The sequence below is a fragment of the Rhizobium sp. 10N414 genome, from assembly GCF_056394785.1.
The window spans coordinates 82,998-105,887 of record NZ_JBFTIN010000008.1; the positions used below are offsets into that span (position 1 = coordinate 82,998).

Below are 22,890 nucleotides of genomic sequence, written 5' to 3' on the forward strand. Positions count from 1 at the left end.
AGGCGTAGCAAGATTCAGCTTGTTGTTCACGCTACGCTTGTCACGGCAGCATTTGTCTTCGTTGCTGCTCTCGTCTTCGGCATCTTAGGATAAGGCAAAGAGCGCCGCGGCTGCCGCGCTGAAGATGCCGCTTCGGAACCATCCGTTCCCCCGTTCATTCCCTTAGCACACCCGATGTGAGAAGGAGAATGACGATGAAAGGCATTTTACTCTGGTTGATCGGTATCCCAATCCCAGTGATCATTCTGCTCTATCTCTTCCATGCATTTTAGAGCGGCTTTTTCCCAGGTTTTTTTGAAGGCGCGTCCACCTCGGCGCGCCTTTTTCGTTGACGGATCCAGCGGGCCTGAAGTTCCAACGGAACCAATAAGACGACCTGCCGTTATTTGAGCAGCAAAAACAAAGGAGATCGCCATGCTTTACTATGCACTCGTATTTCTCGTAGTGGCGCTCATTGCCGGCGTATTGGGCTTCGGCGGTATTGCAGGTGCATCCGCATCCATCGCCCAGGTTCTTTTCTTCCTGTTCCTGATCCTTTTCGTTGTCTCGCTGGTCATGCGCCTCATGCGTCGCACCTGAGGACGAATAATATAGGAGCTTAAAGCCGGCGCTCTTGAGCGCCGGTTTTTTGTCGGCGCGCGAGATTGGCCGAACGAGCTCCGCATCCTTTGAAACATCTTGACTTGAATTATCGCAATGGTGTCCAACTTTCCCGGAATGGCTCCAGAAGGGTGGAGGGCGCAGCGGAGCCGTTTACGCACATGGCCCACACAGGTCGCGTTTAAACCGATTCGCATCGTCGGTTGATCGTCGTTTTGATTGTGTTGTCCGGGATCAAGAAACCCCGGCGCTGTTCATGCGGCAGTCATATTTGGCAGTGCAAAAGGCTACGCAAATCATCATAACTTTGCTTGGATCCAGAACCGAACCCATGTCAATTTCCGCCACGTCTCCGAGCCCGTCCCGCGAGTCCGAACCGAAGCAGATCGACCATAACGACTCGATCCGCTCGACCTACCTTTCCATCGAGAACATCAAGGCGATGGCCGCCACCGTAGCCGACCGCGGCGTCGACTCGCTGCCCGCCTTTGCGCCCTTCGATTTCTTCGCGCGGCATAAGGAAAACGAGAAGGAGATCCTGCGGGTCTACCGCACCACGGCAACGGATGTGGAATCCGGTGAAACGATCACCCCCGCGGCGGAATGGCTGCTCGATAACCATTACATCGTTGAGGAAGCGATCCAAGAGATCCGCCGCGACTTCCCGCGGCGCTTCTATCGGGAACTGCCTACGATCAACGTGAACGGCGTCCAGATCCCACGCACCCTGGCGTTGGCTTGGCTTTATGTTGCCCACACTCAAAGCACGATTTCGCAGGAAAGCCTGACGGCCCTCGTCGAAGGCTTCCAGCAGGGTGAAACGCTGAGGATCGGTGAGCTCTGGGCGCTGCCATCGCTCGTGCGCTACGTGCTCGTTGAAAACCTGCGCCGTATTTCGATCCGCGTCGAACGCAGCCGCCGGATGCGCAGGCGCGCCAATGAGGCTGCAGATGAGCTTGTGCGGCTGACCGAGCCGGCACAGGCGGCCGACTATCTCAGATCGCTCGAGTCGCTCGCCGAAGACAATACCTTCGCGACGCAGTTCCTCTACCGCATGCGCGATGGCTCCCAGGCGTCGAGCGTGGCGATCGCATGGCTGGACGAACGCCTTGAAGCGCTCGGTCGCGACACCGAAGAGACGACGATGGCGGAGCACAGCCGCCTGTCCTCCGGCAACGTCACGATGGGCAACATCATTCGCAGCCTTCGCGAGATCGACGACACCGAGTGGTCGGTCTGGGTTGAACAGGTCAGCCACGTCGACAAGCTGCTCTGGGATCATTCCGACTACGGCGATCTCGATTCCGGCTCACGCAACAAATATCGCAAGCAGATCGAAAAACTGGCCAAGCGCTCGCAGCTCTCGGAAATGGAGATCGCCCAGCTGGCGCTCGACATGACCGAGGAGGCAAAGGCCTCCGACGAGCCGCAACCGCACGAACCAAACGTCGGTGGCTTCCTGACCGGCGCGCAAAGACCCAAGCTCGAAGCACGGTCGAACTATCGCCCAACGCTGACGCAGCATTTCGTCCGCACGGTCCGCCGATTCAATTGGCTGTCGATCGCCGTTCCGGTGATCCTGCTCACCATCATCGCCATGGCGATCGTTGGGAAGTTCATGGCGCATGCGGGCATGGGACCGCTTGAGATCGCAATCCTGCTGATCATGTTCTCCCTTCCGGCTTCCGAAGGAGCAACCGGTCTCTTCAACACCGTGCTGTCGTTCTTCGTTACACCGGCCCGCTTGGTCGGCTACGAGTTCAAGGAGGGCATCCCCGAGGAAGCCCGAACGCTTCTGGTCGTTCCCTGCCTCATCTCGAACCGCGACAGCGTCGATGAACTGGTCCGCAATCTGGAAGTTCATTACCTCGCCAACCCGCGCGGCGAAATCTACTTTGCACTGCTCAGCGACTGGCCGGATAGCCAGGTCGAAGAAACCTCGGCCGATCTCGAGGTTCTGGACTATGCCCGCCGCGAGGTCGCGAACCTCTCGGCACGCTATGCCTTCGATGGCAAGACGCGCTTCTACCTCTTGCACCGCCGTCGTCTTTACAATCCATCCGAGGGCGCCTGGATGGGATGGGAGCGCAAGCGCGGCAAGCTGCACGAATTGAACCTGCTGCTTCGCGGCGACCGCGATACGACTTACCTTCCCGGTGCAAATATCGTACCGGCAAACATTCAGTACGTGATGACGCTCGATGCCGACACCCGCCTCATGCGCGATACGGTCACGAAGCTCGCTGGCAAGCTTTACCATCCGATCAACCGTCCGGTCATCAATCCGGCCACGGGCCGCGTCGAAAGCGGCTACGGCGTGCTGCAGCCGCGTGTCACCCCATCGCTGACAACAGGCAAGGATGCATCGGTCTTCCAACGTGTCTTCTCGATCAACCGCGGCCTCGACCCATACGTCTTCACCGTCTCCGACGTCTATCAGGATCTGGCAGGTGAGGGCACGTTCACCGGCAAGGGCCTCTATCATGTCGACGCCTTCGAAGGATCCTTGAAGGGTCGCATCGAGGAAAACTCGGTGCTCAGCCACGATTTGCTCGAGGGCTCGATGGCCCGGTGCGCGCTCGTCACCGATCTAGAGCTCGTCGAAGATTTCCCGACCCGCTACGAGGTCGAGACGTCGCGCCAGCATCGCTGGGCGCGTGGCGACTGGCAGCTGCTGCCGTACATGTTCAACCCGACGCACGGTGTGACCGGGCTCGGCCGCTGGAAGATGTTCGATAACCTGCGGCGCTCGCTGACGCCGATCGCATGGTTCTTCGCTTCGGTGCTCGGCTGGTATTTCATGAGCCCACTCGGCGCGCTGGTCTGGCAGATCCTTTTGATTTTCTGCCTTTTCGTCGCTCCAACCCTCTCGCTGATCCATGGCATCATTCCGCGCAGCAGCGATATCGTTGCCAGTGCTCACCTTTACACGGTCTGGTCTGATATTCGCGCGGCCAACGCTCAGGTAGCCTTGCGGATCGTGTTCATCGCCGATTCCGCTTGCATGATGGCTGATGCCATCGCTCGTTCGCTCTATCGCCTGCTTTTCAGCCACAAACTGATGCTGCAGTGGCGAACGGCAGCGAGCGTTCAGGCCGGCAAGCAGGGAACGATCCCGTCTTACTACAAGGCAATGTGGCACGCGCCAGTGCTGGCCCTCCTCGCACTCGGTTTCGCGGCCCTCTCCGGCGACAACGCCTACCTCGTCGGCGTTCCTTTCGCGTTCCTCTGGATCATCTCGCCGCTGGTCGCCTACTATGTCAGCCAGTCCGCCGAGACCGAGGACCGGCTTGAGGTTGCCGATTCCGTTTCCAGCGAGCTCCGCAAGATCGCGCGCCGCACCTGGCGCTATTTCGCGACGTTCACCACCGCCGAGCAGAACTATCTACCGCCGGACAACGTTCAGGAAACGCCGCACGTGATCGTGGCGACGCGCACGTCGCCGACCAACATCGGGGTCTACCTGCTGTCGGTCGTCTCGGGCCGCCATTTCGGTTGGTTTTCCTTTGAGGAAACCATCGAGCGGCTCGAACAGACGATCGCAACAATCGACAAGATGGAGAAATTCCGCGGGCATCTCTTCAACTGGTATCACACGGATACGCTGGAGACGCTTGGACCGCGTTATGTTTCCGCGGTCGACAGCGGCAACCTCGCCGGCCACCTGATCGCGATCTCGTCTGCCTGTCGCAACTGGGCGGAAGCGCCTTCGGCCCATATGCAGGGCAATCTCGATGGCGTCGGCGATACTGCCGGCATCCTCGCGGAAGTGCTGTCGGAGCTGCCGGACGATCGCAAGACGGTCCGTCCGCTGCGCCGTCGCCTGGAGGAACGCATCATCGGCTTCCAGAATGCGCTGGCTGCGGTCAAGCGCGAGCATGAGTTCGCATCCATCCGCATCATCAACCTGGCCGTACTGGCGCGCGACATTCAGAAGCTCGCCGCCAACCTCGATCACGAGGTGAAGTCTGCGCTGAGCGCCGAAGTCACGCGCTGGGCGGAGTCTCTGGTCAAGGTCTGCGAAGCCCACATTTCAGACAGCACCTTCGATCTGTCCAACATCGATGCGTTGCGTCCGCGCCTGATTGCCTTGCGCGACAAGGCCCGTGACCTCGCCTTCTCGATGGATTTCGGCTTCCTGTTCAGACCTGAGCGACGCCTGCTCTCGATCGGATATCGCGTGGAAAGCGGTGAACTCGATCAGGCCTGCTACGACCTCCTGGCGTCGGAATGCCGGCTCACCAGCCTGTTCGGCATCGCCAAGGGCGATCTGCCGACGGAACATTGGTACCGCCTCGGCCGCCAGGTCGTCCCGGTTGGCTCGCGCGGTGCGCTTGTCTCCTGGTCCGGCTCGATGTTCGAATACCTCATGCCACCGCTCGTCATGCAGGAGCGTGGCGGCGGTATCCTCAACCAGACCAACAATCTGGTCGTGGTCGAGCAGATGAACCATGCGCGCAAGCTGGGGATTCCGTGGGGTATTTCAGAAGCGGCCTTCAATGCCCGCGACCATAACCTGAATTACCAGTACACCAACTTCGGCGTACCGTCGCTCGGCCTGAAGCGTGGCCTCGGCCACAACGCAGTCATCGCGCCCTATGCGTCGATCCTTGCCAGCCAGTACGATCCTGACGCGGCGCTGGAGAACCTGCAGCGTCTGCGCAAGCTCGGCGCGCTCGGCAAGTTCGGCTTCCACGATGCCGTGGACTTTACGCCGACGCGCCTGCCGGAAGGCAAGACTTGCGCGGTCGTCTATAACTATTATGCTCACCACCACGGCATGTCGATCGCCGCTGTCGCGAACGTTGCCTTCAACGGCCATCTGCGCGAACTATTCCACTCGGATCCAGTGATCGAGGCTGCCGAGCTCCTTCTGCAAGAGAAGGCACCGAGGGATATTCCGGTCATGAGCGGCAAGCACGAGTCCGATACCCCAGCCAGCATCCAGGACGATCTCTTGCGCCCTGAACTGCGCAAGATCTACGACCCCGCCTCGCGCGATCGCGAGCTGGTCTTCCTCTCGAACGGCCACTACTCGCTGATGCTGACCGCAACAGGCGCCGGTTATTCGCGGTGGAACGGCCAGTCGGTCGCCCGCTGGAAAGCCGATCCGACAGAGGATCGCTGGGGCACCTTTATCTTCCTTCGCGATACGGCGACCAACGAATGGTGGTCGACAACGACGGAGCCAAAGAGTGTCGAAGGCGAACAAGCTAAAGTTCTCTTCGCCGACGAAAAGGCGGAGTTCACCAAGACTGTCGGAGATATCACCAGCGAAGTCGAATGCATCGTTGCGACCGAGCATGATGCCGAGGCTCGACGCCTGACGCTCGTCAACACCGGAACGGAAGATCGCTTCATCGAGGTGACGTCGTATCTCGAACCGGTTCTGGCGACGGACGATGTCGATAACGCCCATCCGGCATTTGCCCGGATGTTTGTTAAGACGGAGATCGGCAAGCGTGGTGACGTCATCCGGGTCGAGCGCAACAAGCGCGATCCGAACGAGCCGAATATGGCCGTTGCCCACCTTATCGTCGACAACTCCGGCTCGACGCGGGACACGGAATTCGAAACCGATCGCCGCAAGTTCCTCGGACGGGGACGCAGCCTCGCAAACGCTGCTGCCTTCGACCCGGGCGCGACCCTTTCCGGCACGGACGGCTTCACCCTTGATCCGGTGCTCTCGCTTCGTCGCACCGTCCGCGTACCGCCCGGCAAGAAGGTCACTGTCACTTTCTGGACCATTGCCGCCCCGAGCCGCAATGAGGTGGACCAGGCAGTTGATCGGTACCGCCACGCCGACGCCTTCAACAACGAGCTCGTCCAGGCCTGGACCCGCACGCAGGTGCAGATGCGCCACGTCGGTGTCACGTCGCAGCAGGCAGCAGCCTTCCAGCACCTCGGCCGCCACCTGGTTTATCCGGATATGTATCTGCGAGCCGATGCTGCCGCGGTCGCGGCCGGGATGCAGTCGCAGTCGTCGCTTTGGCCGCTTGCGATTTCAGGCGATTTCCCGATCTTCACGTTGCGCGTCAACGATGACATGGATCTCGAAATCGTCAGGGAGGCCTTGCTTGCGCAGGAATACCTGCGCTCGCGCGGCGTCACCGCCGACTTGGTCATCATGAACGAGCGGGCGTCGTCCTACGCACAGGACATGCAGCACGCCGTCGACCAGATGGCCGAGAATGTCCGCCGCTTGGGTCAGGCCGATGGCTTGCGCCAGCACATCTTCACGGTCCGCAAGGATCTGATGGAAGAATCGACGTATCACGCGCTGATCTCGGCCTCCCGCGTGACGCTCCATGCCAAGAACGGCAAGATTATCGATCAGATCAATCGTGCCGCCGCACTCTTTTCTCCAAGCAAGGAAGAGCAGCAGGAACTGGAGCGCGCCGATCGCACGAGGACGTCAATCAAGCGGAGCGCCCCGAAACCGGCCGCACGGCCATCGAAGGTGGTCATCGAGGAAGAAGGCGATCTCAACTACTGGAACGGCATCGGCGGTTTTGCCGGCGACGGTCGCGAATACGTCGTGCGCCTTCCCGGGGGCCACGCAACGCCGCATCCGTGGATCAATGTAATCTCGAACGAAAAGTTCGGCTTCCATGTCTCCGCGGAAGGTGCGGGATTCACCTGGAGCGCAAACTCCCGCGATTATCAGCTGACGTCGTGGTCGAATGATGCAGTCATCAACCGCGCCGGTGAAGCGATCTACGTCGTCGATCAAGATAGCGGCGCCGTCATGACCCCGTTCGCAAACCTCTCGGATCGCCAAGACATACGATTCGAAGCGCGACATGGTCTGGGCTATTCGGCCTTTTCCAGCGTCCAGAACGAGATCGCACTCGAGGTTACGCAGACCGTCGATCGCGAGAAACCGGTTAAGTTGCAGCGAATCCGGCTACGCAATACCGGCTCCAAGCCAAGAAAGCTGCGGATCTACGGCTACGTCGAATGGATTCTCGGCAACAATTCGCAAAGGTCCGCACCGTTCATCCTCTCGGAACACGACGCGGAAACCGGCGCGCTGTTTGCAAGCAATAACTACAGCATCGACTATTCCGGTCGTGTCGCTTTCTTTGTGGCCAGCGAGAAACCATCGAGCTTTACCGCCAGCCGCCGGGAATTCATCGGCAAGAAAGGTACGATCCAGGCACCGCGTGCATTGAGCTTGGGAACCAGCCTTTCAGGCGCTACAGAACTCGACGGCGACCCGGCAGCGGTTCTGGCGTTCGATATCGAGATCGCACCGGACGAGGAGCGCGACGTCTGCTTCTTCCTCGGCGACACGAAGACGAAGGCGGAAGCGCGGGCGGTGATCAACGATATCCGCAAGGTCGCCTTTGACGATGTTGTCCAGGCAAATCGTGCCTTCTGGCAGGCGTTCACCGGAAAGGTGCAGGTTTCCACGCCCGATCAGGGCATGAACAATCTGATCAACACGTGGCTCCCATACCAGAGCCTCGGCTGCCGCATCATGGCGCGCACGGCCTTCTACCAGGCAAGCGGCGCCTTCGGCTTCCGCGACCAGCTGCAGGATACGTTGGCATTCGTCATCCATGAGCCGTCGATCGCTCGCAAGCAGATCCTGAATGCCGCCTCGCGTCAGTTCCGCGAGGGGGATGTGCAGCACTGGTGGCTGCCAGGCACTGGTGCCGGCGTTCGGACGATGATTTCAGACGACGTGGTTTGGCTCGCTTACGCGATCCATCACTATTGCAGCGTTACGGGAGACAAGAGAGTCCTCGACGAACAGCTCGCTTTCCTGGAAGGGCCAGCACTCCTCGAAGGGCAGCACGACTCCTTCTATCTGCCGGAAGTCTCCGAAGACAAGGTGAGCGTTTACGAACACGCGGCCCTCGCGCTCGATCTCGCCATCGCCCGAACAGGCAAGAACGGCCTGCCGCTCTTCCTCGGAGGCGATTGGAACGACGGCATGAACCGTGTCGGCATTGGCGGGCAGGGCACCAGTGTCTGGCTTGGCTGGTTCCTGGCAGGCGCGCTCCGTTCGTTCTCGGCATATGCGGAAGAGCGCGGCGACAAGGCGCGCGTCGAACGGTGGACCCAGCACCTGACCACCCTCAAGGCCGCACTCGAGACCGTTGCCTGGGATGGCGCCCACTACCGGCGTGGCACGTTCGACGACGGCAGCTTGCTTGGCTCCAAGGAAAGCCTCGAATGCCAGATCGATTCCATCGCCCAATCCTGGAGCGTGCTATCAGGGGAGGGAGATCCGGCGCACTCGGCGAAGGCGATGAATTCCGTGCTGGAGAAATTGGTCGATCCGGAAGCGCGGATCATCCGGCTCTTCACGCCGCCCTTCGCAAACTCGGCTAAGGATCCTGGTTACATCAAGGCCTACCCGCCGGGTGTTCGTGAAAACGGTGGCCAATACACCCATGCCGCGACCTGGGTCGTCCTGGCGCTGGCTGAACTTGGCCGCGGCGATGATGCCCTGCGTTGCTTCGATCTGCTCAATCCGATCAGCCATGCGCGCGATCCGGCTTCGGCAGAGCACTATCGCGTCGAACCCTACATCATCGCGGCTGACGTCTACGGTGAGGGCGCGCTTAGCGGGCGCGGCGGTTGGACCTGGTATACCGGCTCGGCCGGTTGGCTCTATCGCGCGGTGATCGAGGGCATCCTCGGCATCCGGGTGAGGGATGGCCGCTTGTACGTGCGTCCCGCACTGGCAAGCACATGGGACGGCTTCTCCGCCGAGATTGAACGCGCAGGTGCTAAATACCTCATTTCGGTCTCAAAATCGTCCCATCCGAGAGGTTATGATGTGATCATCAATGGACGCGAAGTCACCGATCCCGACGAGGGATATCCGGTCGGATAACAGCATTTTTCCTGGCTAATCATCCGGCGATTCGTTGCGGCCAAAAGGGAACCCTTTTGGCCGCAACTGCGTTTGCAAATCGGAAGAGCAGGAGAATTCCATGGCAATAGCGCGCGGGGCGACGATCGGCGCCAAGCAGAGTTCTGTGACGGTAGCGCCGGCGAAGCGCGATACGCGGTTGGACGTTCTGCGCGGGCTCGCGCTCATCACGATTTTCATCAATCATGTTCCCGGTCAGATTTTCGAGAACCTTACAACCAAGAATTTCGGCTTCTCGGATGCCGCCGAGGCGTTCGTTCTGATTTCAGGTATTGCCGTCGGCTTGGCCTATGGCACGCGGTTTGAGCCAAGCGCGTGGCTTCACACCGCAGTGAAGGCCACGAAGCGGGCGTTCACTCTTTACCTGGCTCACATGATAACGACGTTCATGACACTTGCCCTGTTCCTGACGGGTGCCTGGGTCTTCCACCGCCCCGGCCTTCTGTGCGAGATCAATATTCTTGCTGTCCTCACCAATCTGAAGGCTGGTATTCCCTCGCTCGTGCTGCTGGGACATCAGATCGGCTACAACAACATCCTCCCGATGTATGGGGCATTGATGCTGATGGTGCCAGTCATCCTTCTGCTCAACGCGGCAAGTCCTCTTCTCGCTTTGGCCGTCTCCGGCACCGTTTGGCTCTTTGCAGGCACCTACGAGATTGCGCCCCATAACATGCTGATTGAGGGCTATTGGTTCCTCAATCCACTGTCCTGGCAGTTCCTCTTCACGATCGGCATCGTCGGTATGATGCATGTCCGCAGCGGCGGCAAACTGCCGCAGCACCCGGTCCTCTTTGCCGCTGCCGCCGCTTACGTCGCATTGTCCTTCGCCTGGGTGGTCGGTCAACTCTGGAGCTTTGGGATTGCGTTGGCAGCGCTCGGTCTGCCGCCGGTGCTGACCGGTTTCGACAAGACGTTCCTGTCCCTGCCGAGGCTGTTGCACGTTCTGGCGCTGACGTATCTCGTCATCAATATTCCGGCAATCTCGCGCCTGCTTCGCCGGTCCGCAGACAATCCGCTGACCATTCTCGGCCGCCACTCGCTGAACATCTTTGTCGCCGGCACCATTCTGGCGATGGTTGGCCAGGTGGTGCTCTACATCAACAACCACGACCGGATCGTCGGCCCGGTCTTCGTTGTTATCGGCATCGCAATCCAGTTTGCCTACGCCTACCATCTTGAACGCAAGCGCATGCTCGAGACAGGCGGCCGAGACAGGTTGCCCAACCGAACGATGGTGCCGGTTCCTGTCCGCGTCGATCGTTCGCGGGATCGGCGCTAGACGGCGGTGGCATCAGGCTGCTGGAAGATCGCAAGTCCGCCGCCACCAGCCGCATCTGATCGCAAAAACCTTGACTCCTGTGGAAAACCTTCTAAGAGCAACGGCGGAAAAGGAATATCCATGGTTCGCGACGAACACGCCATTGCTGCATGCAATGACCGGGCACAAGGTGCCGGGATGGATATTGCCGTTCCGGTTTCTTCCAAAACCAAGGCCAAAACGACGACGAAAACCGTCTGACGTCTCTGGCCTGCCGCTCTCTCCCCGGCCCGGCTGGGGACAAGGAAGCCGCGATATTTGCGCGCTTTCCCCCTCACCGGACAAGAGGAGAGAAGAGAAAGAGAGCTTGAGAAATGGGTTTTAAAGTTGCAGTTGCGGGCGCGACCGGGAATGTTGGCCGGGAAATGCTCAATATCCTCTCCGAGCGCGGTTTTCCTGCCGATGAAGTCGTAGCGCTTGCGTCCGCACGCTCGCAGGGCACCGAAGTGTCCTACGGCGACAAGACGCTGAAGGTCGCCAACCTCGACAACTACGATTTCTCCGATACTGACATCTGCCTGATGTCGGCCGGCGGCGAAGTTTCCAAGAAGTGGTCGCCCAAGATCGGCGCCCAGGGTTGCGTTGTCATCGACAACTCCTCGGCGTGGCGTTACGACGCCGATGTGCCGCTGATCGTTCCGGAAGTGAACCCGGACGCTGTTACCCAGTTCAGCAAGCGAAACATTATCGCAAACCCCAACTGCTCGACTGCGCAGCTTGTCGTCGCTCTCAAGCCGCTGCACGACTTCGCCAAGATCAAGCGCGTCGTCGTTTCGACCTACCAGTCCGTTTCCGGCGCTGGCAAGGACGGTATGGACGAGCTATTCAACCAGACGCGCGCCGTCTTCGTCGCGGATCCGATCGAGAACAAGAAGTTCACGAAGCGTATTGCCTTCAACGTCATCCCGCACATCGACGTCTTCATGGAAGACGGCTACACGAAGGAAGAGTGGAAGGTTCTCGCCGAGACCAAGAAGATGCTCGACCCGAAGATCAAGGTGACCTGCACGGCAGTTCGCGTTCCAGTCTTCATCGGCCACTCTGAATCGGTCAACATCGAATTCGAAAGCGAGATCACGGCCGATCAGGCACGCGACATTCTGCGCGAAGCTCCCGGCTGCCTCGTCATCGACAAGCACGAGAACGGTGGTTACATCACGCCTTACGAATCGGCTGGCGAAGACGCGACCTATATCTCGCGCATCCGCGAGGACGCGACGGTCGAGAACGGTCTGAATATGTGGGTGGTTTCCGACAACCTCCGCAAGGGTGCCGCTCTGAACGCGATCCAGATCGCCGAGTTGCTTGTCAATCGCGGACTTGTGAAGCCGCGCAAGCAGGCAGCTTGAACCAATTGTTAACTATGGTTTGTTAAGCCCGGCTAAATAAGGTAAGGGCTTTTCTTGGCGCGGGTTTGTCGTTTCGGCTTCCCGCGCTTGCCAAATCAAAGACGGTGACAATATTGCCGAAAGCGGGCCGCTGGCCCGGTTTGAAGGCCAGTCAGATCGGGATATCTCCATGCGCATGACGAAATTTTTGCTGGCAGCTGCCGCCGCCTGCATGCTCCACGCAGTTCCTGCAGCCGCCTCGGCCGCCCAGTGCGGCAACAACGGCGCCGGCTTCAACGCTTGGGTGGACGAGTTCAAGCAAGAAGCCGTTGCAAACGGTGTCAGCCCCTCGGTTCTGGATCGCGCCTTCGCAAACGTCTCCTACAACAGGCCGACCATTGCCGCCGACCGTGGCCAGAAGAGCTTCAAGCTTTCCTTTGATGCATTCATGCAGAAGCGCGGTGGTGCCGCGATCATCTCACGCGGCAAGAGCATGAAGCGCTCCAATGCAGCCCTTTTTGCATCGATCGAGCGTCGCTTCGGTGTTCCTGCCGGCCCGTTGATCGCGATTTGGGGCATGGAAACCGGATTCGGCAGCTACATGGGCAACCAGCATACGCTGTCGGCCGTCTCCACGCTCGCGTATGACTGCCGTCGCTCCGACTATTTCACCGACCAGCTTTATGCAGCGCTGCAGCTGGTCTCTGAGGGTTATCTCAATACCCAGGCGCGCGGCGCAGCGCATGGCGAAATCGGCCAGACGCAGTTCCTGCCGCGCAATGTCGTGCGCTTCGGCGCCGATGGCGACGGCGACGGCCGCGTCGATATGGTCGGTTCTCGCGCTGACGCGCTCGCCTCGACTGCCAACTTCCTGAAGGGCCATGGCTGGCAGGCCGGTGCGGGTTATCAGCCGGGCGAGCCCAACTTCGCGGCCATCGCCGGCTGGAACGCGGCGACGGTCTACCAGCAGGCGATCGCCTACATTGGCCAGCAGATCGACGGAAATTGAGAACAGCTTAGCGTAAGCCAAAAGCGCCGAACCGAGTTCGGCGCTTTTTTGTTTTGGACTTAGACGTCCGGGCGAATGAAGTCGCGAGTTTCGGAATCCATCACCCAGAGTTCGCCGGTCGAGATGTCGAACCAGGCACCGTGAAGCGCGATCTTGCCTTCCTCCTCCAATGCCTTGATGTTCGGGAAGGTCCTGAGATTCTCAATGGAGTTGCGGATCGATACGCGCTCGAGAGCGGTCTGACGCTCAGAAGGCGTCATGACATCGTTGGCGCCGATCTGCTCTGCCGCAGGCTTCACGAGCGACATCCAGCGTCCAATAAAGTCACCGGGTGACAGGGGTTCTGCACTTGGATCGAGAGCGGCCCTGATGCCCCCACAGCGCCCGTGACCCATGACAACGATATCTGCAACCTTCAGAGCCTGAACCGCAAATTCCAGCGCAGCCGAGGTGGCATGGAAATGGCCGTCCGGCTCGTAGGGCGGCACCATATTGGCCACGTTGCGGATGACGAACAGTTCGCCGGGACCGGCATCGAAGATCAGCTCGGGGGCTGCGCGCGAATCCGAACAGGCGACCACCAGCGTACTTGGGTTTTGGCCGTGCTCGGCCAGCGCTTTATAGCGATCGCGGGCGTCCGTGTAACGCCCGTTCATAAAGTTGCGGTAACCGTCGAGAAGGGTGTTTGGAAAACGCTGCATGATCTTCGATTACAGCTTGCGCCCGGCAAGATCAATATCGCACTGCAAGATAGGAAGCGTCGTTAGCCCTTGCGCCTTTGGGCCGGATGCATCAAGCGCCGCATCTGGACCATCGCCATCGGCGATGCCAGGCTCGATGAGTCGCTTGCCAGCGTCAATTCATCGCTGCCCCGCTTCACGGCGCGGGCAAGCACCTCGTAGACGCTTGCCGTTGCAAGCTGAAGCGCCTTCTCGTCCTCCATGCCGGAAAGAAGTCGCGACAGAAACAGCGCGGCAAGAAGATCTCCGAGACCATTCGGCGGCTTGTCGATAAGGCGGTGTTCCGCCAGCAGCGCGTGACGGCCCGAGAGATAGAGGTTCCCCGTGCCACCGGCCATCATCGGCACCGCTGACGTCACCAGCATACGGGAGGGCCCCAGCGACAGGGCGGCGTCCATAATCGCCGTATTGTCCTCCAGCGGGGCGCCTGCAAGCCAGGCCAGTTCGTATCGATTGGGCGTCGCTAGCGACGCCAGTGGGATCAGATAATCTCTGATCGCCTCTGCCGTTGTCTGTGGTACGTAGAGACCGCCCAGATCCCCCATGACCGGATCGCAGACATAGAGCAGGTCCGGCTTGCGCTCTCGCAAAGCCGTTACGAGCCGGGCAACCGAGCGCGCCTGCGCGGCATTGCCGAAATAGCCGGAAAGAACCGCCTTCACCTCGCCGATCCAGGGCGCGCGAATGAGATCGTCGATGGCCGCCTCAAAATCGCTTTCGGTGAACGTTAGTCGCGTCGACCGACCGTGACCGGGATGCCACGGAAGCACGATCGTCGGCAGCGCCCAGACCTGATGACCAAGCGTCTCTAGTGCAAAGACCGCTGCACGATTTCCGACGGAGCCGCGCACAACGTGGCTGGAGATAACGATGACAGTTCCTGCGGCATTTTCCGACATGATGCTCGACTCGGCTTCCAATGAGTGTTGATCCCCTTTTTGCGGCTTCACTGTCAACTGCCCTTCATGCAGGCATGCCAACGTCGCCCCTCAAGAATTTCCACATACTCACGGCGAACCAAAAATCTTTCGAAAATTTGCGTCCCGGCGGCTAAAAACGCATGAAAGCTGCCTCGGGATGCCGTCTTTTAGAGATTCTTTCGTCAAATCTTCTGCTAACTTGCGCCAAATCGAGGAGATGAGGAGTATCTGCGATGGCTGGCCGAAACAATCCGAAGCGCGAAAAACAACTGGAGAGCGCGACCAAGATCGCGGCGGCAACAGGGGAAGCCTACCTCAATCCCGAGTTCCTGTTCGGCCGTGCCAGCGGCGACGACCTGGAACGCTACACACCGGAGATGCTGGCACTCTCGGCCATCCATTCCACCAAGGAACTCGCGGCCTGGGGCAGCAATTCAGCTCGGATCACCATCGAGACCATCGCCGATGTGGAGCCCGACGGCGTTGCCGTATCCGTTCTCACGGTCACCGACCACAACATGCCGTTCCTGTATGAATCGGTAATGGGCGAAGTCACCAGCAGCTATCGCGACCTCTACATGGCCGTGCACCCGATCCTGGTGATGGAGGACGGCAAAGCGCCGGAACTTTACTCCGCCGATCTCCCGAGCGAGCCAGCCAATCGCGTCAGCCATATCCAGCTGCACCTTGCCCCTTTAACGACCGCGCAGGCCGCAGACCTCATCAAGCGGATAAAGACGGTGGTCGAGCAGGTGCGCGTGACGGTTTCCGACTGGAGGCCGATGCTGGACAAGCTCGGAACCGTGATCGATGAACTTTCCGCTTACAATGCCAGCCGCCGGAAAGCGGAACGGGATGAAGCGCTTGCCTTCCTGACGTGGCTGCGCGACGCGAACTTCACCTTCCTCGGAATGCGCGAATATGTCTATTCCGGCAAGGGCGCGAGCGCGAAGGTTGAGCGCGACAAGGGCACCGGCCTCGGTATTCTTTCGAACCCCGACGTCCTCGTTCTGCGCACCGGCAAGGACGCCGTTACGACCACGCCTGAAATTCTGGCTTTCCTCGATGGTCCGGATTTCCTGATCGTCACCAAGGCCAACGTCAAGTCGATTGTCCATCGCCGCGCCTATATGGACTATGTCGGTGTCAAGCGCTTCGATGCCAACGGGAATGTGACCGGCGAGTTGCGCATCGTCGGTCTCTTCACCTCGACCGCCTACACGTCGCTCGCCAGCGATATCCCGTTGCTCCGCTCCAAGATCGAACGAGTGAAGGAACATTTCGGCTTTGACCCCATGAGCCACTCCGGCCGCATGTTGGACAACACGCTGGAATCCTATCCGCGCGACGACCTCTTCCAGATCGATACGACGCTTCTGGCGAGCTTTGCCGAACAGATCAATGATCTCGCCGATCGGCCGCGCGTGCGGGCGCTGCCGCGCATCGATCACTTCGATCGTTTCGTTTCCGTGATCGTCTATGTGCCGCGCGAAGAATACGATTCGATCGTGCGTGAGAAGATCGGAGCCTATCTGAAGACCGTCTATGACGGCCGTGTCTCGGCCTACTACCCGGCCTTCCCTGAAGGCGGCGTTGCGCGCGTCCATTTCATCATCGGCCGGTCCGGGGGCAAAACCCCACGCGTGCCACAGGGAAAGCTGGAGGAGGCCATCCGCGCGATCACCGCGCGCTGGGATGACCGCTTCGAGGCGCTTGCCGGACCGAAGGCGCCGCGCCTGCAGGTAAGCCATGCCTTCCAGGATCTCTTCCCGCCGGAAGAGACCTACTATGATCTCGAGGACATCGCCGCCTGCGCGGCTGGCGAACCCATCCGTATTGCGTTCTACACGCGGGAAAAGGATGGGATCGAACTGCTGTGCCTGAAGATTTTCCATTCCGGCGGCCAGCTCGCTTTGTCCCGCCGCGTGCCATTGCTTGAAAACCTCGGCTTTAATGTCATCAGCGAAGGAACATTCGATATTGATGTCACCCTGCCAGGCGGCTCGGAAAAGCTGGTCGTGCTGCACGACATGGAGCTCGAGGCCCGAGGCGGTATCGAGATCGACCTTCACCGCCACGGAGCAACCTTGGAAGAAGCCTTCCTTGCAGCGTTCGGCGGGCTGATTGACAATGACAACTTCAACCGCCTGATCGTATCGGCGGGTCTGACCGCACGCGAAACCAGCGTTCTTCGCGCCTACGCACGCTATCTGCGCCAGGCCGGCATCCCTTATTCGCTCGACTATATTGCAACGACGCTCGATAAATACCCGGCAATCGCGGCGATGATCTTCCGGCTGTTCCACGACACGCTTGATCCCAAGATCACCGACAAGGCGCGGATGAAGAAGGCAAGCGAACAGCACGAAAAGATCGAAGCAGCACTCTCCGACGTGCCGAGCCTCGATGACGATCGGATCCTGCGGCGCTACGTCAACGTCGTGGACGCAACCCTGAGAACCAACTACTTCCAGCGCAATCCGGACGGCTCCCCGAAAGCGATGCTGGCCTTCAAGCTTGATCCCAATCTGGTCGACGGGTTGCCGGAACCCCGACCATTCCGCGAGATGTTCGTCTATGGCGTCGAAGTCGAGGGCGTGCACCTGCGCTTCGGCAAGGTGGCGCGTGGTGGCTTGCGTTGGTCCGATCGTGCGGAAGACTATCGCACCGAAGTCCTCGGGCTCGTGAAGGCACAGCAGGTCAAGAATGCCGTTATCGTGCCAGTCGGTGCAAAGGGCGGCTTCTATCCGAAGAAGCTCCCGATCGGGGGCAACCGGGATGAGATCTTCAACGCCGGCCGCGAAGCCTACAAAACCTATATCCGCACGCTGTTGTCGATCACCGACAACATCAGTGGCGCCGATATCGTGCCGCCGAAGGACACGGTAAGGCTTGACGGCGACGATCCCTATTTTGTCGTGGCCGCCGACAAGGGGACGGCCACATTCTCGGATACCGCCAATGCGCTCGCCCAGGAGGCCGGCTTCTGGCTGGACGATGCCTTCGCCTCGGGTGGCTCGGCTGGCTACGATCACAAGAAGATGGGCATCACCGCCCGTGGTGCTTGGGAAACCGTGAAGCGCCACTTCCGCGAAATGGACATCGACATCCAGACCACGCCGTTCACCGTTGCGGGCGTCGGCGACATGTCCGGCGATGTGTTCGGCAACGGCATGTTGCTGTCGCCAAAAATCCGGCTGGTCGCCGCTTTCGACCATCGTGATATTTTCATCGACCCCGACCCGAATATGGAAAAGACGCTTACCGAGCGCCGGCGGCTTTTCAATCTGGCCCGATCGAGCTGGCAGGATTTCGACAAGGGGGTCCTTTCGAAAGGCGGCATGGTCATTTCGCGATCGGCGAAGTCCGTGACGCTGACGCCGGAAGCGGTAGCCGCAATCGGTATAGACAAGGCCGTTGCGACGCCTTTCGAAATCATAACGGCCATTCTGAAGAGCCCCGTCGATTTGCTGTGGTTCGGCGGTATCGGCACCTACGTCAAAGCGCCGTCTGAAACAGACGCCGAGGTCGGCGATCGCGCCAATGACCCCATTCGTGTCGCGGCGGAAGACGTGCGCGCCAAGGTGATCGGCGAGGGCGCGAATCTTGGCGTCACGCAGAAGGGACGTATCGCCTATGGCCTGAGAGGCGGGCGCTGCAATTCCGACGCAATCGACAATTCGGCCGGCGTCAACACGTCGGACGTCGAGGTCAACATCAAGATCGCTCTTGCCGCGGCAATGCACGATAACCGTCTCACACGGGCGAAGCGCGACCAGCTGCTGTCGTCCATGACCGACGAGGTCGGCAAGCTTGTGCTCCGGAACAACTATCTGCAGTCTCTGGCGATTTCGCTGACCGAGCGTAAGGGTACAGCCAACGGGCTGGAACTTGCCCGGCTCATGACGGTGCTCGAAGGCGCCAAGCAATTGAACCGCAAGGTCGAGACGCTACCCGACGACACCGTCCTTGCTGAGCGCTATGCAGCAGGCAAGCCTCTGACGAGACCCGAGATTGGTGTTCTGCTTTCCTATGCCAAGATCGTCTTGTTTGACGCTCTGGCCGCTAGTGATTTGCCTGATGATCCCTATTTCGCTGCGACGCTTTCCAACTACTTCCCCGCAAAAATGCGCAAGACGAACGCGTCCGATATCGACGCCCATCGTCTGAAACGGGAGATCATTGCCACGGTGCTCGCCAACGAGGCCATTAACCGCGGCGGCCCCGGCTTCGCCGTTAGCATGATGGATGCCACGGCGGCATCCGCGCCGGAGGTCGTTCGGGCGGCAATCATTGCCCGTGATGGCTTCGATCTCGGACGCCTTTGGACGGACACGGATGCGTTGGACGGCAAGATCGGCGGCCAGATGCAGAACCGCATCTACGAAGAGATCAGCCACACCTTCACCGTCCTGACGCGCCTCCTTCTGAAGACACAGATGGCCAAGGGCGATATCGCCACCACTATTGAGAGGCTTCAGGCAGCCCTCAAGAAGCTCAAGCCGATATTCGCCAACCAGACAGTGCCCGAGCTTGAGGCACGTCAGCAGGAGTATCGCGAGGCTGGGGTGCCGGATAAGCTGGCCGCCGAGATTTCGGGGCTGCTTGGCTTTGCGCTGGTACCCGAGATCATGCAGATCGCCGAACGCACGGGCGAACCGCTGGCGCGTGCCGCGGAAAGCTATTTCGCCGTCTCCCAGACATTCCGGATCGGACGGTTGCTCGCCGCCGGATCTCGCATCGTCACGGCCGACCACTACGAAAATCTGGCGTTGGCGCGCAGCATCGACCAGATCGCAAGCGCGAGACGCGATATCGTGATTTCGGCACTTGCTAACCATGGGAAGGACAAGCTTCCGGTCCAGGCTTGGCACGCCGGCGATCGCATCAGGATCAACCGGATTGCCGAGGAATTGTCTGGGTTGAGTGACAGCGGCGATCCGAACCTTGCCCGGATCACGGTTGCCGCAGGCCTGTTGACTGACCTTGCGCGAGACGGAACGAGGTGAGAGAGTTCCGCTCGGAATCAGGAGCGGACTGTGAATCGCATCGACTGGACGGGAACTCAGCCGGCTAGGGCATCGGAGAAGGGCATCTGGGGCTGGATGCTCTTCGACTGGGCAGCTCAGCCGTTCTTCACTGTTGTAACGACCTTCATTTTCGGCCCTTACTTCGTGTCCCGGCTGACGGCCGATCCGGTCTCTGCCCAGACGATGTGGAGCAACATGGCGACGATCTCCTCGGTGATCATTGCCATCTTGTCGCCTGTCCTCGGGTCGATCGCGGATCAATCCGGCGCGCGAAAGCCGTGGATCGCCTTCTTCGCCGTCATCAAGATTGCGAGTCTCTTCGGTCTCTGGTTCGCCGCACCCGGTTCGCCTCTGATCTACCCCATGACATTCATGATCCTGGCTTCGGTCGCCGCTGAGTTCTCGATCGTCTTCAACGATTCCATGATGCCGCGGCTCGTCGGCAAGGAAGAGGTCGGCAAACTGTCGAATACGGCCTGGGGCCTCGGTTATCTCGGGGGCATGATCGTCCTGATCGCGGTCGTGGTCCTGCTTGCGGGAAGCCCCCAATCAGGGAAGACAATTCTTGGTCTTGAGCCCTTGTTCGGCCTCGATCCGTACAAGGGCGAGGATGCCCGCATCACTGGGCCGATTTCGGCCATCTGGTACCTGATCTTTATTCTTCCGATGTTCTTTTTCACGCCTGATGTCAGCAAGGGCCTTCCGTTTGGCGCCGCTGTGCGCACCGGCCTTGCGGAGCTGAAAAGCACGCTTGGCGAACTCAAGCGTCGTCGTGGCATCGTTCGTTTCCTGATCGCCCGCATGATCTATCAGGACGGCGTCAACGGACTGCTGATACTCGGTGGTGCCTTTGCTGCCGGAATGTTTGGATGGGCAACGGTCGAGATCGGGATCTATGGGATCATACTCAACGTCGTTGCGATCTTCGGCTGCATCATTGCAGGCAGGGTCGATCGGCGGATCGGCTCCAAATCGACGATCGTCATCAGTCTGGCAATGCTCTTGCTTGCCACCATCGGCATTGTGTCGACATGGCCGGGATACACGCTCTTTGGCTTGCTTGCGCTGCCAACCGCAGATTCCGGCGGCCTCTTCGGTACGGCAGCGGAGAAGGCATACGTTGCCTATGGTCTGCTGGTCGGCCTTGCCTTCGGTCCGGTCCAGGCGTCGTCGCGCTCCTACCTCGCACGAAGCGTGAGCCTGAACGAGGCCGGTCGCTACTTTGGCATTTATGCGCTTTCGGGGCGCGCCACGAGCTTCATGGCAACGCTGTTTTTTTCCATCGTGACCTTCACGACTGGCTCGTCGCGGCTTGGAATGGCAACCCTGGTGCTCTTCCTGGCAGCGGGACTGATCCTGCTTGTCCGTACGCCCTATCCCGCGGACAGGGCGTAACGGCAAAGGCCACCGGTCAGTGGCGGAAGTGCCGCATACCGGTAAAGACCATCGCGACATTGTGCTCGTTGGCAGCGTCGATCACTTCCTGGTCGCGCATCGACCCGCCCGGTTGGATAACAGCCGTCGCGCCGGCTGCGATCATCGACAGCAAGCCATCGGCGAAGGGCAGGAATGCCTCAGAGGCAACAGCCGAACCGCGCGTCAACGGCTCTGCGAGACCGAGCGCTTTGGCCGCCTCCTCGGCCTTCAGGCCAGCAATACGTGCAGAATCGACGCGGCTCATCTGGCCCGCGCCGATGCCAGCCGTCTGGCCGTCCTTCGCATAGACCACGGCGTTCGACTTGACGTGCTTGGCAACCTTGAAGGCAAATTTCATGTCTTCGAGTTCCTGATGGGTCGGCGCCCGCTTGGTAACCACCTTCAGCTCCAGATCCTCGACCATGCCGTTGTCTCGGCTCTGCACGAGCAGTCCGCCGGAGACGGTTTTCGCCGTCAGGCCTGAAGACCGCGGATCCGGCAGGCCGCCTGCGGTCAGAAGCCGGAGGTTTGCCTTGCGCGCAACGATGGCTTTCGCCTCTTCGGTCACGTCGGGCGCGATGATGACTTCGGTAAAGAGCTTGATGATCTCCTCGGCGGTTTGAGCGTCGAGCGTCTGGTTGAGCGCGATGATCCCCCCGAAAGCAGAAACGGAATCGCAGGCAAGCGCGCGCTTGTAGGCGTCGAGCAGGTTGGAACCCGTCGCCACGCCGCAGGGATTAGCGTGCTTGATGATCGCGCAGGCCGCCGACTTCTCCGGCAGGAACTCGGCAACGAGTTCATAGGCCGCATCGGTGTCGTTGATGTTGTTGTAGGAGAGCTGCTTGCCCTGAAGCAGTGACGCCGTGGCAACGCCGGGGCGGTGCTCGCCGGTCACATAGAACGCCGCCTTCTGGTGCGGATTCTCGCCATACCGCATCTCTTCCTTGAGCACACCGCCGATGACGCGATGGCGCGGGGTGTCGATCGAAAGAGCCTCGGCAAACCAGTTGGAGATCATGGCGTCGTAAGCGGCGGTCCGGGCGAAGGCCTTGGCGGCCAACCGCTGGCGGAACGCATAAGCGGTCTGTCCGGCGTCCGAGGCAAGCTGCTCGAGCAGTTCTGGATAGTCCGCCGGATCGGTCAGGATCGTCACGTAAGCGTGGTTCTTGGCCGATGCGCGGATCATCGCAGGACCGCCAATGTCGATGTTTTCGACGGTCGTCGGATAGTCGCCGCCGGCGGCGCGGACATCCTCGAACGGATAAAGATTGATGACCACGAGGTCGATGCCCTCGATACCGTGCGCCTTCATCGCCGCTTGATGATCAGCATCGTCACGGATAGCAAGCAGGCCGCCATGCACCTTGGGATGCAAGGTCTTGACGCGACCATCCATGATCTCCGGAAAACCTGTGACATCGGAAACGTCGGTCACCGCGAGCCCGGCCGCTGCAATTGCCTTGTGAGTGCCACCAGTTGAGAGAAGGCGGACGCCCTTGTCGGCAAGCGCGCGTGCGAGTTCGACGATACCGGTCTTGTCGGATACGGAAAGCAACGCGGTCTTGATGCTGACTTTGTCGGGTGCAGGGATTTTCTTGGAAACAACGGCCATGAGGCTTCTCCGTTTGGTCTTCAG

Annotated in this window: 12 protein-coding genes; 8 read left to right on the plus strand and 4 right to left on the minus strand. The window is 60.0% G+C overall.

Translation table 11 applies throughout. The features are described from left to right. Positions 1 to 206: 206 nt before the first annotated feature. On the minus strand, positions 207 to 416 hold the full coding sequence (locus AC1DE4_RS10340; protein ID WP_477881264.1) for a hypothetical protein: 210 nt from the start codon (positions 414 to 416) through the stop codon (positions 207 to 209). On the opposite strand from AC1DE4_RS10340, the gene AC1DE4_RS10345 reads away from it, so the two are divergent. The 6 genes from AC1DE4_RS10345 (at position 415) to AC1DE4_RS10370 (ending at position 13,148) form a co-directional block, all read left to right on the plus strand. Further along, positions 415 to 579 (plus strand): DUF1328 domain-containing protein, encoded by a 165-nt coding sequence (locus AC1DE4_RS10345; protein ID WP_025657965.1) that lies wholly within the window; start codon positions 415 to 417, stop codon positions 577 to 579. The two genes, AC1DE4_RS10340 and AC1DE4_RS10345, sit on opposite strands and share 2 nt — an antisense overlap. Positions 580 to 931: 352 nt before the next feature. Next, the gene (locus tag AC1DE4_RS10350) at positions 932 to 9,451 is read left to right on the plus strand and encodes a glycoside hydrolase family 94 protein (RefSeq protein ID WP_477881267.1); all 8,520 of its coding nucleotides are present in this window, start codon (positions 932 to 934) and stop codon (positions 9,449 to 9,451) included. Between the two features lie 100 nt (positions 9,452 to 9,551). Next, entirely contained in the window at positions 9,552 to 10,772 is a 1,221-nt protein-coding gene (locus tag AC1DE4_RS10355; RefSeq protein ID WP_025657963.1) for an OpgC family protein, read from the plus strand. Between the two features lie 27 nt (positions 10,773 to 10,799). After that, on the plus strand, positions 10,800 to 11,012 hold the full coding sequence (locus tag AC1DE4_RS10360) for a hypothetical protein (protein ID WP_025657962.1): 213 nt from the start codon (positions 10,800 to 10,802) through the stop codon (positions 11,010 to 11,012). A 113-nt stretch (positions 11,013 to 11,125) separates the two neighbouring features. Beyond that, entirely contained in the window at positions 11,126 to 12,160 is a 1,035-nt protein-coding gene (locus AC1DE4_RS10365; protein WP_025657961.1) for an aspartate-semialdehyde dehydrogenase, read from the plus strand. A 169-nt stretch (positions 12,161 to 12,329) separates the two neighbouring features. Then, the gene (locus AC1DE4_RS10370; RefSeq protein WP_025657960.1) at positions 12,330 to 13,148 is read left to right on the plus strand and encodes a lytic murein transglycosylase; all 819 of its coding nucleotides are present in this window, start codon (positions 12,330 to 12,332) and stop codon (positions 13,146 to 13,148) included. A gap of 59 nt (positions 13,149 to 13,207) precedes the next feature. Here AC1DE4_RS10370 and AC1DE4_RS10375 read toward each other — a convergent pair whose 3' ends face one another. Next, positions 13,208 to 13,849, minus strand: a complete 642-nt coding sequence (locus AC1DE4_RS10375) for a carbonic anhydrase (RefSeq protein ID WP_025657959.1) — start codon at positions 13,847 to 13,849, stop codon at positions 13,208 to 13,210. Positions 13,850 to 13,911: 62 nt separating this feature from the next. Then, entirely contained in the window at positions 13,912 to 14,787 is an 876-nt protein-coding gene (gene pdxY / locus AC1DE4_RS10380; RefSeq protein WP_025657958.1) for a pyridoxal kinase PdxY, read from the minus strand. Between the two features lie 254 nt (positions 14,788 to 15,041). Here pdxY and AC1DE4_RS10385 point away from each other — a divergent pair, with 254 nt between their 5' ends. Then, entirely contained in the window at positions 15,042 to 19,817 is a 4,776-nt protein-coding gene (locus AC1DE4_RS10385) for an NAD-glutamate dehydrogenase (protein ID WP_477881271.1), read from the plus strand. A gap of 30 nt (positions 19,818 to 19,847) precedes the next feature. Next, the gene (locus tag AC1DE4_RS10390; protein ID WP_025657956.1) at positions 19,848 to 21,233 is read left to right on the plus strand and encodes an MFS transporter; all 1,386 of its coding nucleotides are present in this window, start codon (positions 19,848 to 19,850) and stop codon (positions 21,231 to 21,233) included. Between the two features lie 16 nt (positions 21,234 to 21,249). On the opposite strand, the gene purH is transcribed toward AC1DE4_RS10390, so the two are convergent. Beyond that, complete coding sequence (gene purH, locus AC1DE4_RS10395) at positions 21,250 to 22,866, minus strand: bifunctional phosphoribosylaminoimidazolecarboxamide formyltransferase/IMP cyclohydrolase (RefSeq protein WP_025657955.1); 1,617 nt, start codon at positions 22,864 to 22,866, stop codon at positions 21,250 to 21,252. Positions 22,867 to 22,890 lie beyond the last annotated feature (24 nt).